8 protein-coding genes are annotated in these 15,174 nt (G+C 72.1%); 6 read left to right on the forward strand and 2 right to left on the reverse strand.

The genetic code is table 11. The features are described 5' to 3' along the window. Positions 1-34 precede the first annotated feature (34 nt). The gene (locus ACFUJR_RS01305) at positions 35-1,363 is read left to right on the forward strand and encodes a hypothetical protein (RefSeq protein ID WP_383168832.1); all 1,329 of its coding nucleotides are present in this window, start codon (positions 35-37) and stop codon (positions 1,361-1,363) included. A 70-nt stretch (positions 1,364-1,433) separates the two neighbouring features. On the opposite strand, the gene ACFUJR_RS01310 is transcribed toward ACFUJR_RS01305, so the two are convergent. Both ACFUJR_RS01310 and ACFUJR_RS01315 read right to left on the reverse strand, forming a co-directional pair. Continuing rightward, positions 1,434-4,415, reverse strand: a complete 2,982-nt coding sequence (locus ACFUJR_RS01310) for a BTAD domain-containing putative transcriptional regulator (protein ID WP_383168829.1) — start codon at positions 4,413-4,415, stop codon at positions 1,434-1,436. Between the two features lie 246 nt (positions 4,416-4,661). Beyond that, on the reverse strand, positions 4,662-5,054 hold the full coding sequence (locus ACFUJR_RS01315) for a hypothetical protein (RefSeq protein WP_383168826.1): 393 nt from the start codon (positions 5,052-5,054) through the stop codon (positions 4,662-4,664). A gap of 190 nt (positions 5,055-5,244) precedes the next feature. On the opposite strand from ACFUJR_RS01315, the gene ACFUJR_RS01320 reads away from it, so the two are divergent. The 5 genes from ACFUJR_RS01320 to ACFUJR_RS01340 all read left to right on the forward strand — a co-directional run bounded on the left by ACFUJR_RS01320 (position 5,245) and on the right by ACFUJR_RS01340 (position 15,165). After that, the gene (locus ACFUJR_RS01320) at positions 5,245-7,407 is read left to right on the forward strand and encodes an acyl-CoA dehydrogenase (protein ID WP_383168823.1); all 2,163 of its coding nucleotides are present in this window, start codon (positions 5,245-5,247) and stop codon (positions 7,405-7,407) included. 12 nt (positions 7,408-7,419) lie between these two features. After that, complete coding sequence (locus tag ACFUJR_RS01325) at positions 7,420-8,634, forward strand: lipid-transfer protein (RefSeq protein WP_383168821.1); 1,215 nt, start codon at positions 7,420-7,422, stop codon at positions 8,632-8,634. 511 nt (positions 8,635-9,145) lie between these two features. Beyond that, on the forward strand, positions 9,146-12,847 hold the full coding sequence (locus ACFUJR_RS01330; RefSeq protein WP_383168866.1) for a LamG-like jellyroll fold domain-containing protein: 3,702 nt from the start codon (positions 9,146-9,148) through the stop codon (positions 12,845-12,847). A 372-nt stretch (positions 12,848-13,219) separates the two neighbouring features. Beyond that, a complete protein-coding gene (locus tag ACFUJR_RS01335; RefSeq protein ID WP_383170069.1) occupies positions 13,220-14,074 on the forward strand; it encodes a MaoC/PaaZ C-terminal domain-containing protein in 855 nt (284 codons plus the stop codon). A gap of 14 nt (positions 14,075-14,088) precedes the next feature. Next, a complete protein-coding gene (locus ACFUJR_RS01340) occupies positions 14,089-15,165 on the forward strand; it encodes a Zn-dependent alcohol dehydrogenase (protein WP_383170068.1) in 1,077 nt (358 codons plus the stop codon). Positions 15,166-15,174 lie beyond the last annotated feature (9 nt).

The following is a 15,174-nucleotide window of genomic DNA, read 5'->3' on the forward strand; positions in this document are numbered from 1 at the left end:
CCCCACCCCCCTCATCACCCTCGGAAGGTCACCCATGGCAACCAGCAAGGTGAACGGCACGGCATCCGCCACCTCCTCATCCGGCGCCGGCCTCGAAGAGGCAGCCACGTCCGAAGTGCTCCCGCAGGCCGCGGCAGAGGGGGAGCGGGGCGAGTCGGAGAAGGCCGAAGGGGCGCGGACGAAGCCCGCGGTCGTGCCCACCGGATCCCCTGCCACCAGTACCGGCGAGGCTTCCGCTTCGGGTACCGCCGCGGCCCCCGGCTCGGAGACGCGGCAGAGGGCCGAATCCCCGGCCGCATCCGAGGCGCAACCCGGAACCGGGGTACGCACCGAAACGGCGACCGCGGCCCAGATCGCCCCGACGACCGGGTCCGGCCCCGACGCCGCCCGCCCCCTCGGCCGTCCCACCAGGCCGATGACGGCCGCCGCCGTGGTCGGCGGGCTCCTCCTCATCGGCATTCCCTTCCTCGTCTCCGGCCTCTCCGGACCGGACGACGCGCCACCCTCCGCCTCCGGCCGGGGGCCGGTCGGAAGCCTCATCACACCGGACGGCTCCGGGCCCGGAGTGGTGCCCGGGCAGCAGAACGCGCCCGACACCGGCCGCGTCGGCAGCCCCGCTCCCGGTGGGCCGCGCGAGGCCGGCGCGGTGAGGCCGGGAGCGGTCAAGGGCGGTGCGGCCGGTGGGCTGCACGAAGGCGACGGCGCCCCGCACGAGGGCTCCGGCACCCAGCCTGAGCCGACCGTCGCAGGCTCCCGGGGCACGGGCACCGGGACCGCCCCCACGCAGAGGCCGTCCAGCGGGACCGGGGCATCGGGGGGCACAGGCGGAGAGGGGACCCAGACGGTCCGGCAGCCCGCCCCCGTCACGTACGCGCACTTCATCGGGCCCGGCTGCGACACCCCCGGCTTCGCCACCTCGGACCGCTACACGGATGGTACGAAGGGCTGGCGCGGCAGCTGGGAGAGTCAGAAGGCCTACGGCTGCAACGGCCTCTTCTACAGCCTCCCGCTGTCCAACAGCACCTCCCGGCCCAGCGGCGCCTACGCCCACTGGCGCTTCCCCACCGGCAAGGTCACGCAGGGGAGGTGCGCGGTGGAGGTCTTCATCCCGAACGTCAAGGACATCTCCTACGTCGGCGGCAACCCTGCCCACTACACCGTGTACCGCTCCTTCCGACCCCAGTCGAGCACGAAGGTCGGCACCTTCGAGATCAACCAGACGGCACACCTGGGACAGTGGGTGTCCGCCGGTACCTACCGCGTGGACCAGGGACGTCTGTCCGTCATCCTCGACAACCGGGGCACGACCTCCGGCAACCGGCACGTCGCGGCCGCCCCGGTCAGGATCAACTGCACCGCGTAGGAGGCGGCGTGCGTGTCACGATGGCCCCACGCGCAGAACACACGCTCGTCGGGCCATGACCGAAGGGTGATCACACCATCGCGCGCCCGGCCCAGCGCGCCCGCTGCTCCTTCCCCCGCGTGACGCCCTCCTTGAAGCCCAGGCGCGCCGCGTCCGCCAGCGCCACCCGAGCGCAGGCCGCGGCCTCGTCCCGTTCCCCCAGGGCGTGCAGCGCCTCGCCCCGGGTCAGACGAACCATCACGTGGCGCATCGCCGGCAGCCCTGGGCGGTCGGCCAGCACCGTGAGCGCGTACGCCGTGCACCGGACCGCGTCCTCCAGGTCGCCGTTCACCAGGTACAGGCGTGACTTCAGTTCGAGTGCGAGCAGTTCCGTCAGGGGGTCGCTCGCCCTGCGCGCCAGTTCGACGGCGCGGCTCGTGTGGGCGATCGACGTGTGCACATCGCCGTGGCGTTCCAGTGCGAGCGACAGGTTGACCAGAGCCGTCGCCTCGCTCGACGGGTCTCCGGTCCGTGCCGCCAGCGCCGGAGCCGGCTCCAGCTGGAGGAGGGCCTCCGGCAGCCGGCCCTCTTCCAGGAGGACCCAGCCCAGCAGCGCCCGTACGCGGGTCTCGGCGTCCGGGTCGTCCAGCAGTACGGCTGCTTCCAGGGCTTGTTCGAGCAGGGGCACCCAGCCGTCGCGGACGTTCCAGGTGATGTATGGCCATTGCAGGACGGCCAAGCGCCACGCCCGCTCGTCATGACCGGCGGCTCGGGCCGCCGTGACGGCGGCGGCGAGGTTCTCCCGTTCGGCCGCGTACCAGCGCAGGGATTCCTGACGATCCGCGAACTCCCGCCCGGCCGGTGGTACGTACGCCCCCTCGGGCATCGTGCAGCACGGCTGGTCGTCCGGTACCGACGCGGCCGTGGCCCGGAGCGCCGTCGCGATGTGGTGGTCGAGCACCCGCAGCAGCGCGGGCCGGTCGTTGGACAGGCCGCGTGCGTAGAGGCGGACCAGCTCGTGCAGCGAGTACCGGCCTGGTACGTACTCGGTGACGAGGTGTGCTCCGGTCAGCCGGTCGAGGGCTTCGCCCGCCGCCACCGGGTCGCAGTCGGACAGCGCCGCCGCCGTGTACCGGTCCAGGTCGGTGCCGGGCAGCGTGCCGAGCAGCGCGAAGAGCCGTGCCGTCTCGGGCGGCAGGCCCTGCACCGTGAGCCCCAGTGCTGCCGCGACCCCCGCGTCGCCGCTGTCGTCCAGGGAGAGGAGCGACAGCCTGCGCTGCTCGTCGGCGAGTTCGGCGGCCAGATCGGCGAGCCTCCACGTCGGCCGGGTGGCGAGCTGGGCGGCCGTGATGCGCAGCGCGAGAGGCAACCCGTCACAGAGTCTCCCGAGCCGGGCGGCGGCCTCGGGCTCCGCCGCCACCCGTTTCTCGCCGACCGCCGAGGCCAGCAGGGCGACGGCGTCGTCCAGGTCGAGGAGGTCCAGTGGCACGGGTCGGGCGAGTTCCTCGACGATCAGCCCGCTCAGCCGCAGCCGCGAGGTCACCAGGGTGGCCGACCGGGTCCCCGAAGGCAGCAGTCGTCGGACCTGATCGGCGTTGCGGACGTTGTCGAGGACGACCAGCAGCTCCCGGTCCGCCGTCAGTTCCCGGTACAGCGCGGTGGCACCCGGGGCGGACTCGGGCAGTGCCCGGGGCTTGATGCCCAGGGCGATCAGGAACTCCCGTATCACCTCGTCCGGTTGCACGGGGTCGTCGCCGAAGCCGCGCAGGTCAGCGAAGAGCGCTCCGTCCGGGAAGCGGTGCTGGTGCTGATGGGCCCACTGCAGTGCGAGCGCGGTCTTGCCGACGCCGGCGGCGCCGGTGACCAGCGCGATGGCGTCCTCGCCCGTGGCCCGGTCGAGTGCCGCCAGCTCCTCACCCCGTCCGTGGAAGCCCCGCGCGCCACGGGGCAGAAGGCGCGGTACCGGGCGGTCGGCGGGGTCTACCGCGCGCAGGGCACGGGGCGGCGCGGAGCGCTCGGCGGGCCCGTCGGACGGTGCCTCCGCCCGGTGCGGCGGCTCGTCGTGCCGCACCGCCGCGCGGGTGTGACCGATGCCGTCCGTCCGGGCGGGCGTACCCGGCCGGACAGCCTCCGCGGTCTGTGTCACCCGCGCGGCCTGGGCCGTGGGGCCGGGGAGGCTCGCACCCGGAGGTCTGTACCCGCTCGTCGTTCCACTCGTAGGCCGGCTTCGGCGCGGCTCCCCGCGCGAGGACTCGACGACGAGGCCCCGAGGCATGGCGGCCGACGGCCGGTCGCCGAGCAGATCCCCGCGGAGTATCCCCTCGTACGCCGCGCACATGGCGGGGCCAGGGCTGATGCCGAGTTCCTCGGCGAGCAGGCCCCGGGTGCGGTGGTACCGGTCGAGGGCGTCGGACTGACGGCCCGCCCGGTACAGCATGACCATCAACGCCGTGGTCAGGGACTCGCGCAGCGGGTAGGCCGCCGCCTCCGCCTTCAGCAGCGCGACGGCCTGCGGGAAGTCGCCGAGCACGCCGTACACCTCCGCGAGCTGCTCGACGGTCGACAGCCGGGTCTCCTCGAGAGCCTGGGCGGCGGCGGCCAGCGACGTGCTGGGCACGGTCCCGGTCAGGGCGGGCCCGCGCCACAGCCCGAGGGCTTCCCGCAGAAGGGCCGCCGTCTCCTCAGGACCCTTCTCGTGCTGTCCGCGTCGGACCAGCTCCTCGAAGCGGTGTACGTCGAGGAGCCCGTCCGGCATCTCCATCACATAGGCCGACCCGTGCGTGGCCAGCCGTACCTCGTACTCCTCCACACAGGCTTCGGCGAACAGCACGCGCAGCCGCGAGACATGTCCCTGGACGACGGTTCGGGCGTGGGCCGGGGGCGCCTCCTCCCAGACCGCGTCTATCAGCTGCGCCATCGGCACGGCCGAATTGGACCGCAGCAGAAGCGTGGCCAGCACGCTGCGCCTCTTGGCAGGTCCGAGCGCCAGCTTCCCCGTGCGGGTCGCCACCCCGACCCCGCCGAGCAGCCGAAATTCCACGAGGTTCCCCCATGTCGCGCGAATGATCGACATCCGGTCAGGCTGCCTGCCCCAGGTGTGACACGCGGCGATGTCCCGACGCCTCGAAACCGTGCATGCGCGGGCTCGCCTCCCGAGGCGGCGGTCAGGACCTCCACCTCCGAGCCGGACCCGCGTCCTGGAAGATGCGGACGCGGCCCCACCCGTTCCACTCGTGAGGAAAGAAGGGCGGATCCGTGAAGACCGGCCGGGGAAGCCACCCCACCTCATGGAGTGGAAGAGGTGTCGGGGGAGTCGCGGTCACACCGGCAGTCTGTACCACCCGGTCCAGTTGCCGCCCCGGTCGCGGGAGCGTCCCCACCACTTTCCGTCCGTCCCCTTGACGGCCATCTCGAACTCCCAGCCGTCCGCACTGCTGCGGGGGATCGAGACCTGGCTCCGGGCGACGCCGCCCATCGACTGCCACCTGCTCCACGAACCGTTCGCGTAGGACCAGCGCGTCCACACCGCGTCGTCCAGGCCGATGACGAAGACCTGCTGTGTCCCGTCGCCGAAGGACTGGGTGGTCCGGTGGTACTCGCACCGGTACTGGATGCCGCCGTGCTTGCACGTGCTCGCCTCGGCAGGTGTCGCGGCGAGGCCGATACCCGCGACCACGGCCGCCGCGAGGACCGCGGCCTTGAACCTCTTCATGACTCTCCTTCGGTCGGCGGCGCTCGCCGCACGCGGACCGGTCCACCGACCGCCGGGCCGCTTTCGGTGCACATGGTGTCGACCGGCGCTCACGTCGCACCTACGTTTCGCTAACGCCCCCGCCGACCCGGCCGGTATCGATCGGCGTCTGACCTTCCGTCAGATTGAAACGTGTTCTAGTCTGCGCCTCATGGGCATCGGAATCACGCAAGAGCAGCGGGAGTTGGCCCGGTCCGTGCGCGGCTGGCTCGGCCGGGCCGTACCGTCCGAGGAGGTGCGCAAGCTCCTGGACGCCCCGGCCGACACCGTCACCGGACGTCCCGCCCACTGGGAGGGGCTCGCCGGACAGGGGCTCCTCGGGATCCATCTGGACGAGGAGTACGGGGGAGGGGGCGGCGACCTCGTCGACCTGGCCGTCGTGCTGGAGGAGGCTGCGCGGGCGCTGCTGCCGGGGCCGCACCTCCCCACCGTGCTCGCGGCCGAGATCCTGGCCCGTGCCGGGCAGCGGGAGCTGACCACCGCCCTCGCCGCAGGGGAGCGGATCGGGGCGGTCGCCCTCGGCGCCGGTGGGCTGACCGCCGTCGAGACCGAGGACGGACTGCTGCTCGACGGCGCGGCCCCGCCCGTCCTCGGCGGCGCCCAGGCCGATCTGCTCATCCTGGCCGCGAGCACCGCGCGCGGTGTCGTCTGGACCGCCGTGGACGCCGGCACCCTCTCCGTCCGCCCGCACGAGAGCGCCGACCCCACCCGGCCGACCGCCCGGGTCGCCGCCGACGGGACGCACGTGCCCGCCCACCGGATCCTGGACGTCGACCCCGCCCTCGTACCGGACCTCGCCGCCGTGCTGTACGCCGCCGACGCCTGCGGGAACGCCGCCCGGGCGCTGGAGACGGCGAGCGAGTACGCGAGGACGCGCGAGCAGTTCGGGCGGCCCATCGGGCGGTTCCAGGGGGTCAAGCACCTCTGCGCCGACATGCTCGTACGGGTCGAACAGGCTCGCGCGCTCACCTGGGACGCCGCCCGGTCCACCGAGGACGCGGCGCGCTCCCTGACCGCCGCGCTCGCCGCCGCCACCGCCCTCGACGCCGCCTACAGCTGCGCCAAGGACTCCATCCAGATCCTCGGCGGCATCGGCTTCACCTGGGAGCACGACGCCCATCTCTCGCTGCGCCGCGCCCTCGTCGCCCGTCAGCTCCTCGGCGCGGGCGACACCCACCGCGCGCACGCCGTGCGGCTCGCGGCGGAAGGTGTCCGGCGCGAGCTGAGGCTCGAACTGCCCCCGGAGGCCGACGCCTTCCGCGCCGCGGCGCGGAAGGCGATCGCACCCGCCGCCGGGCTCGACCCGGGGGCCGCCCGCCGCGCCCTCGCCGCCACCGGCTACGCCGCCCCGCACCTGCCCGCGCCGTACGGTCTCGGTGCAGGGCCGCTTCAACAGCTCGCAGTGCAGAGCGAGTTGGATGCGGCCGGCATCGCGCTCGGCGGGCTCGGGATCGCCACCTGGGTCGTCCCCACCCTCCTCGCGTACGGAACGGCCGAGCAGCAGGAACGCCACCTCGCCGCCACCCTCCGGGGGGAGCTGCTCTGGTGCCAGCTCTTCTCCGAGCCCGGCGCCGGATCCGACCTCGCGTCACTGCGCACCAGAGCGGAACGTACCGAGGACGGCCGCTGGCGGATCAACGGACAGAAGGTGTGGACGAGCGCCGCCCAAGAGGCCGACCACGGCATCCTGCTCGCCCGTACCGACCCCGACGCCCCCAAGCACAAGGGGCTCACGTACTTCCTCGTCGACATGAGGAACACGCCCGGGATCGACATCCGCGCGCTCAAGGAGATCACCGGCGACTCGCTCTTCAACGAGGTGTTCTTCGACGACGTGCTCCTGCCGGCCGACTCCGTCGTCGGCGAGGTGAACGACGGCTGGCGCGTCGCCCGCAACACGCTCGGCAACGAACGCGTCCACATGGCCGACCAGGTCGCGTTCGACTCCGGCCTCGAAGCGCTGATCGAGCGGGCGGCCGACGCCGACAGCTCCGTACGCGTACGGATCGGGGCCCTGGCGGCCGAGGCGCACGCGCTCGCCTGCATCGGCCTGCGGACCACGATGCTCCAGGTCTCGGGCCTGGAACCGGGCGCCGGGGCCAGCGTCCGCAAGCTCGTCCAGACCGTCCATCAGCAGAAGCTCGCCGAGCTCACGCTCGAAGTCCTCGGTCCCGAGGGCGCGGTACGGGAGGGGCCGGGGGAGCGGGCGGTCCACGGCCTGCTGATGTCCCGCTGCCTCACGATCGCGGGCGGCACCACACAGGTCCAGCTCAATGTCGTCGCCGAGCGCCTGCTCGGCCTGCCGAGAGACTGAGGGGCAAGGAAGATGGGGAAGGCGTACATCGTCGGCGTCGGGATGACGAGGTTCGAGAAGCCCGAGACACGCGACTGGCAGTACTGGGACATGGCGCGCGAGGCGGGGACGGCGGCGCTCGCCGACGCCGGAGTCTCCTACGACAAGGTCGAGCAGGTCCCCGTCGGCTACTGCTTCCAGGCCTCGACCGCCGGGCAGCGCGCCGCGTACGAACTCGGCCTGACCGGCGTACCCGTCTACAACGTCAACAACAACTGCGCGACGGCCTCGACGGCCCTGATGATGGCCCGGCAGTTCGTCGTGGGAGGGGTGAGCGACTGCGTCCTCGCGCTCGGCTTCGAGAAGATGGCGCGCGGGGCGCTCGGGGGAGGCTCCGGCGGCGGGGCCCGGGGCGGAGCCGACGTCGGGGGCAGGACGTCGCCGGTGGCCCGGCATTACGGGATCATGGCCGCCGGCCACGGCTTCGAGACGAGCCCGCCGACCGCGCAGATCTTCGGCAATGCGGCCCGCGAGCACATGGAGCGGTACGGGACGACGGAGGTCCAGCTCGCGGCCGTCGGAGCCAAGAACCACCGGCACTCGGCGAACAACCCCAACGCCCAGTTCCAGGACGTGTACTCGGTCGACGAGATCCTCGCCGCCAGGACGATCCACCGGCCCCTCACGAAGCTCCAGTGCTCGCCCACCTCCGACGGCTCGGCGGCGGCGGTCGTCGTCTCGGAGCGGTTCGTCGTCGAGCACGGACTGCACGACAGGGCCGTCGAGATCGTGGCCCAGGCGATGACCACGGACACGGAGGAGTCCTTCGCCTCCGGCTCGTGCATCGACGCCGTCGGCCGCCCGATGTCGCGCGCCGCGGCCCGGCAGGTGTACGAGACGTCGGGCCTCGGCATCGAGGACGTCGACGTGGTCGAGCTGCACGACTGCTTCTCCATCAACGAGCTGCTCACCTACGAGGCTCTCGGCATGTGCGAGGAGGGCGCCTCGGGGAAGCTCGTCGAGTCGGGCGCGACGACGTACGGCGGGCGATGGGTCGTGAACCCGTCCGGCGGACTGATCTCGAAGGGGCATCCGCTGGGCGCCACCGGACTCGCCCAGAGCGCCGAACTGGTCTGGCAGCTCCGCGGCGAGGCGGGCCCGCGCCAGGTCGAGGGAGCCCGCGTCGGCCTCGCGCACAACATAGGGCTCGGCGGGGCGGCGGTCGTCACCCTGCTCCGGAGGTCGTAGCGGCCCTCACCCCGCTCCGGAGGTCGTAGCGGTCGTCATTCCGCTCCGGAGGCGGCGGGAGGACACGCCCCGCCGTGGCGTGATCTTGCCCACACGGTGCGGCGACGTATCGGCAGTCACGCTTGGTGCCCCATCCGGATTGTGATGATCCGCTTGAGGGGGCACCCGAGGGTGCGGCGCGGTGGACGGATGACTCGCCGGTGGCATATTCCGGGGGTCTGTCGGGGAACGTGCGCCCTCCGCCTCCGCGTGCGGGGGGCCGTCGGCCCTCACGCTCCGTGACAGCGCGGCCTTTCCGTGAACGGCGCCACCCTTCGACCTGTGCGCGTTTCGCTGCTCATGGGGGGTTCTGGGCCGATCGCCGTGTCGATCACCCTTGACTACGCGAAGCGCGATGCCGTTGGGTGACCCACCTGCTGAGTTCTTTGCGTAACTAGGGGTGGGGATGGTGAAGAGGCAGTGGGCGCGTCAGCGTGCCCGCAGCTCGACGATTGCCTTGTCGGCACTCGTCATGGCGCTGGGTCTTCCAGCGCCGGTGGTACAGGCGAACGAGCCGTCGGCACAGGCGCCGACGGCACAGAACACCAAGCTCGACGAAGGCCACCGCGCGCTCGCGGAAGCCAGGAAGTCGGGCAGACGCGTGGAGGTCCAGGGAGAACGCACCGAGCGGGGCACGGTGTTCGCCAACCCCGACGGCTCCACCTTCACGCTCGAACAGTCCACGGTCCCGGTCCGGGTCGCCAAGCCCGGCGGAGGCTGGCAGACGCCGGACCCGACGCTCGTCCGCCGCTCCGACGGCTCGATCGGTCCCAAGGCCGCCTCGGCCGTCATGACCTTCTCGGGCGGCGGCTCCGCGGAACCGCTCGTCAGCATCGAGGAGCAGGGGCGCTCGCTGGAGCTCGGCTGGCAGCAGGGCAAGCTGCCCGCACCCGTCATCGACGGAAGCAGCGCCCTCTACCGTGAGGTGCTTCCGGACGTCGACCTGAAGGTCACCGCCACCGTCGAGAGCTTCCAGCACGTCCTGGTGGTCAAGACACCGAAGGCGGCCGCCAACCCGAAGCTGAAGAAACTCACCTTCGGCCTCAAGGCCAAGGGCCTGGACGTCCGCAAGGGCGCCGCGGGCAACCTCAGCGCCGTCGACGGGACCGGGAAGACGATCTTCCGCGCGCCGCCGGCACAGATGTGGAACTCGGCCGGTTCGTCCGTCGAGACGACGGCGACGCCGAAGCGTTCCGCCGGGACCGCGGCGAAGCGGAAGTCCGCGTCGCCCGCTGCCCCCGCGTCACCCTCGTCGTCGGCCGCCCCCGCCGCGTCCGCCTCGGCCGGTGCCACGCCTCCCGGCACACTGGCCGACCCGTCCGAGACGAGTCCGTCCGGCAAGGGGCTCGCCCCCGGCCAGGGCGACAAGGTCAAGCGGATGCAGGTCAAGCTCGCCAAGGGCACGCTGTCCGTCGTACCGGACGCCGCCATGCTCGCCACGACCGACACCTCGGCGTACCCGCTCTTCATCGACCCGACGGTGACCTGGGGCGAGTCGGAGCGGACGCAGCTGCGCAGCGACGGCTACGAGTCGTACGGCTGGGGCAACGGCTCGAACGACCAGGGCCAGGGCGTCGGCAAGTGCGGTACCTGGAACGGGTACTACTGCGGACCGGGGTACGTGCAGCGGCTCTACTTCGAGTTCGCGCCCGACCAGCTCAAGGGCAAGCGCGTCCTCGACGCCACCTTCGCGGTGACCGAGCCGTGGGCGTTCCAGTGCGATCTGCGCCTGGTGGACCTCGTCCGTACGGACAACATCTCCTCCGCCACGACCTGGGCCTCGCGGCCCAAGGAGCTGGACTGGATGGTCGACCGATGGGTCTCGGCCGGACGCGGCTCGCTCTGCGACCCCGACTCCCCCGACGCGCCGATCGAGTTCAACGACAACCCGGAGGAGCCCAACGAGAACCTCACGCCGACCGTACGCGACTTCGCGGCCGGCAAGTTCTCCCGGCTCACGCTGCAACTGCGCGCCAACAACGAGTCGGACACCTCGGCCTGGAAGCGGTTCAGGAACGACGCCGTGCTCCGGGTCGACTACGTCGCCCTGCCCGCGTCGCCGACCGGTGTCGGCATCGTGGGCGGATCCGGCACGGTCTGCAGCACCAACGCCGCCGACCCGACGATCGTCTCCGACCCGACCCCCACGCTGACCTCGACGCCGCAGACCGCCGCCGGCGGTGAGGCGGGCGCCAAGCTGAAGGCGTGGTTCCGTGTCGAGAAGCAGGCCGCGGACGGCACCTGGACACAATCCGGGGTCCCCATCCCCAGTGGCGCCAACTTCGTCGGCGACAACGTCAAGGTCACGCACTCCTGGGGCACCACCCTCGCCGAGGGTCCGCTCCACCGGTACACCACGCTGACCCAGGTGTTCTACGACAGCGGCTCCCACGCGGGGTCCTCGGCCTACATGCCGCACTGCTACTTCAAGGTCGACGCGACCGCGCCCAAGGCCCCCACGGTGGCGTTCAACGGTCCGTACCTCGAGTGCCTGCCCAACGCCTGCACGGCCGCCGGCGCCCCCGGCGTGGCCGGTGACTTCACCTTCGGCCCCGCCGCCGGTGACACCAACAAGCAGTACGAGTACCGGCTGGCCCCCGCCACCACATGGACCACGCTCGCCCCCGGAGTCCTGAAGGCGACCGTCAAGCCGCCGGCCTCGGGGACGTACATCCTGGAGGTACGGGCCAAGGACAGCCTGGGCCGCGCCGGCTCCACCAAGGCGGTCTCGTTCAAGGTCGCGACCGGCGCCGACCCCGTCGGCCGCTGGCACTTCGCCGAGAGTTCCGGCGCCGCCGTGGACAGCGCCCCGACGGGCGGTACCTCCAACGCCACGCTGACCGGCGGGGTGAGCAGGGACGACCGTGGCCGCCGCGGCCTGATCACCCACGACGACCAGGGCGCGCCGCTGGCGACCCCGGTCACGGACAAGGGGCTCGGCTACGACGGCACCAACGGCTACGCCGCCACCGACGGCCCCGTCGTCGGCACCGGTTCGTCGTACACCGTCTCCACCTGGGTACGTCTGGAGGACGGCACTCGCACCAGCACGGCCCTGAGCCAGGACGGAAGCATGACGCCCGCCTGGTACAGCGCCTTCTACCTCGGCTACCGGTCGGACTCGAAGAAGTGGGAGCTGCGCACCTCGCCGAAGGACGCGACGGACGGTGACATCAGCAACCAGATCGTTCGGTCCAAGGGCCCGGCGGTACTCGGCGTCTGGACGCATCTGGCCGCCGTCTACGACAACGACGCGAAGGTGATCAAGCTCTACGTCAACGGTGAGCTCCAGGGCACGGACACCGTCGCCCAGTCCTGGACGTCCACCGGCCGGCTCCAGGTCGGCCGCGTCTGGTGGCGCGGTGGGTACTACGACTACTGGAAGGGCTCGATCGACGAGGTCGCAGCCTGGCAGCGCACCCTCAACGACTCCGAGATCGCCGAGGAGGCCCGGCTGACGCTGCCCAGCGGCATGACCGGCGTGGAACTGGTCGCCGGCTGGTCCGCCGCAGGCGCCTCCGGTACCACCGTCGCCGACACCACGTCGGGCTACGGCCGGGCGCTGACCCTGGCGGGCGGCGCGGCCGTGTCCGGCGAGGAGATCGTCCTCGACGGCGTGGACGACGCGGCGACCGCCGCGGGCCCGATCGTCGACGACATGGGTTCGTTCACGGTGTCGACGCAGGTCGCGGTCGACCGTGACAAGGCGCTGGGGAAGGCCGACGGCTACGTCGGCCAGGTGGTCGGCCAGCGCACGGCGGACGGCTCCGCCTGGGGTCTGTGGTTCAAGAAGACCGGCAGCAAGACGGTCCTCAACGAGGACACCATGGAGGAGGAGACCGTCCCGGTCGGCTACTGGTTCTTCGGCCGGCTGAACACCGACGGCACCTTCTCGGCGGTGCAGTCGGACTCCGAGGCGGTCCTCGGGGCCACCGTCCGTCTGACGGGCGTCTTCGACGCCCAGAACGGGGAGATCGCGCTCCGCGTCGGCACCTCGCAGAACGGCGACTGGAAGGCGTACACCGCCCAGGCCGGCACCGGCGAACTCGCCGTCGGCAAGGGCATGACCGGCGCGGCGTGGAAGCACTTCCTGCCGGCCAAGGTCGCCGACGTACGGATCTGGGTCGGCGCCATGAACAACGAGAACCAGATCGAGGCCCAGATCGGCTCCTGACCGGAACCGGCCTCGTCGGGCCGGGCACCACCGCACGCGCGGTGGTGCCCGGCACGACCCGTCTCACGGGTCGGGCGCCCCGCAGACCTACCAGCCGCTGTCGCACGTCAGCACGTGGGCACGGCTCACCGCTTCCCGCCCGCCTCGCCCCGGCACGGAAACTGACATTACGTCAGGCACGGCTTCCTGAGGGGCTTCTCAACTCACCCCCGCTCGGCTATACATGAGGATCACCGACCTAGAACGCGTTCTAGAACGGGGCGTGTACGGGACGGTCCCGCACGGCCTCGGTGTGGCCGACGGTGCGGACGGCCGCACCGAGGTCTTCCACTCGTCGAGGATCCTCGCGGATCTCCAAGGAGCAGCATCCCCATGCCCATTGATGCCGCCAAGGCCGTCGCCGCCGAGCCCCGCAGCGCCGAGATCGCCTGGGGCCACAAGGACGTCCAGCTCTACCACCTGGGACTGGGCGCCGGCACCCCGGCGACCGACCCCGGCGAGCTCCGCTACACCCTCGAATCCAGGCTCCACGTCCTGCCCAGCTTCGCCACCGTCGCAGGCGCCGGCATGGGGGTCGTCGGCGGGCTCTCCGCGCCCGGCATCGAGGTGAACCTCGCCGCCGTCCTCCACGGCGGGCAGTCGATCACCCTCCACCGGCCGCTCCCGGCGCAGGGCAGGGCGGTCACCACCTCCCACGTCGCCGCCGTCCACGACAAGGGCAAGGCGGCCGTCCTCGTACTGCGCTCCGAGGTCGCCGACGACGACGGCCCGCTGTGGACCAGCGACGCGCAGATCTTCGTACGGGGAGAGGGCGGCTGGGGCGGCGACCGTGGTCCCTCCGAGCGCCTCGCACTCCCCGACCGCGACCCCGACAAGACCGTCGAGCGGCCCGTACGTGAGGACCAGGCGCTGCTCTACCGGCTCTCCGGCGACTGGAACCCCCTCCACGCCGACCCCGAGTTCGCCGAGCGCGCCGGCTTCGACCGGCCGATCCTCCACGGACTCTGCACGTACGGCATGACCCTCAAGGCGGTGGTGGACACGGTGCTCGGCGGCGACGTCGCCCGCGTCCGCTCGTACCGCACCCGATTCGCCGGGATCGTCTTTCCCGGCGAAACCCTGCGTATCCGGATGTGGACCGGGGACGGCCGCGTCCAGGTGTCGGTCACCGCCGTGGAGCGCGAGGACGCTCCCGTGCTCGCCGACACCCTCGTCGAACATTCGTGATTGGAGCCCGCACCATGCGCGCAGCCGTACTGCACGAGATCGGCCAGGACAAACTGGAGGTCCTCGACGACGTCGAGGCGGTGGGCTTCGGCCCCGGCAAGGTGAAGATACGGGTCAGGGCGACCGGACTGTGCCACTCCGACGTCTCCGCCATGAGCGGCGTGCTCCCGCAGCCCGCTCCGTTCATCCCCGGACACGAGGGCGCGGGCGAGATCGTCGACGTCGGCGAGGGAGTCACCGGGCTGGGCGAAGGGCAGCGGGTACTGCTCTGCTGGCTGCCCGCCTGCGGGGTGTGTCCCGCCTGCAAGCGCGGCCAGACCCAGCTCTGCCTGGCCGGGTTCATGAACGCCGGCACCCCCAACTTCCGCAGGCCCGGAGGGGAGGTCTTCGGCTTCGCGGGGACCGGCACGTTCACCGAGGAGGTCGTCGTCGACGCCGGCTGCGCCGTCCCGATCCCGGACGACGTGCCCTTCGACATCGCCGCCCTCATCGGCTGCGGAGTCACCACCGGACTCGGCGCGGCCATCAACACCGCGAAGGTGGAAGCCGGTTCCTCGGTCGCCGTCATCGGCTGCGGCGGCGTCGGGATCTCCGCGATCCAGGGCGCCAAGCTCCAGGGAGCCGCCCAGATCGTCGCCGTCGACCCGGTCGAGTCCCGGCGCGAGGCCGCCCTGCGCTTCGGCGCGACAGAGGCCGTCGCCCCCGACGCCCTCGCCGACGCCAAGCAGCGCGTCACCGCAGGCGAGGGCTTCGACTACGTCTTCGAGGTCGTCGGCAGGTCCGCGACCGCCCGGACCGCGTACGAGACGACCCGGCGCGGCGGCACGCTCTGCGTCGTCGGCGCGGGCGCGCTCGACGACTTCCTGCAGCTCAACATGTTCGAGCTGTTCTTCGACGAGAAGCGGATCCTGCCGTCGATGTACGGGGGCGGTGACGTGCTGCGCTCGTACGAGCGGGCCATCGCGCTCTGGCGGGCCGGCCGGATCGACCTGGAATCCCTGATCACCCACCGGGTGCCGCTCTCCGGGATCAACGAGGCCCTGGAGCAGATGCGTACGGGTGTCGCGCTGCGCACCTGCATCGAGATCTGAGAGGACGCG

This window comes from Streptomyces sp. NPDC057271 (assembly GCF_042668715.1).
Lineage (GTDB): Bacteria > Actinomycetota > Actinomycetes > Streptomycetales > Streptomycetaceae > Streptomyces.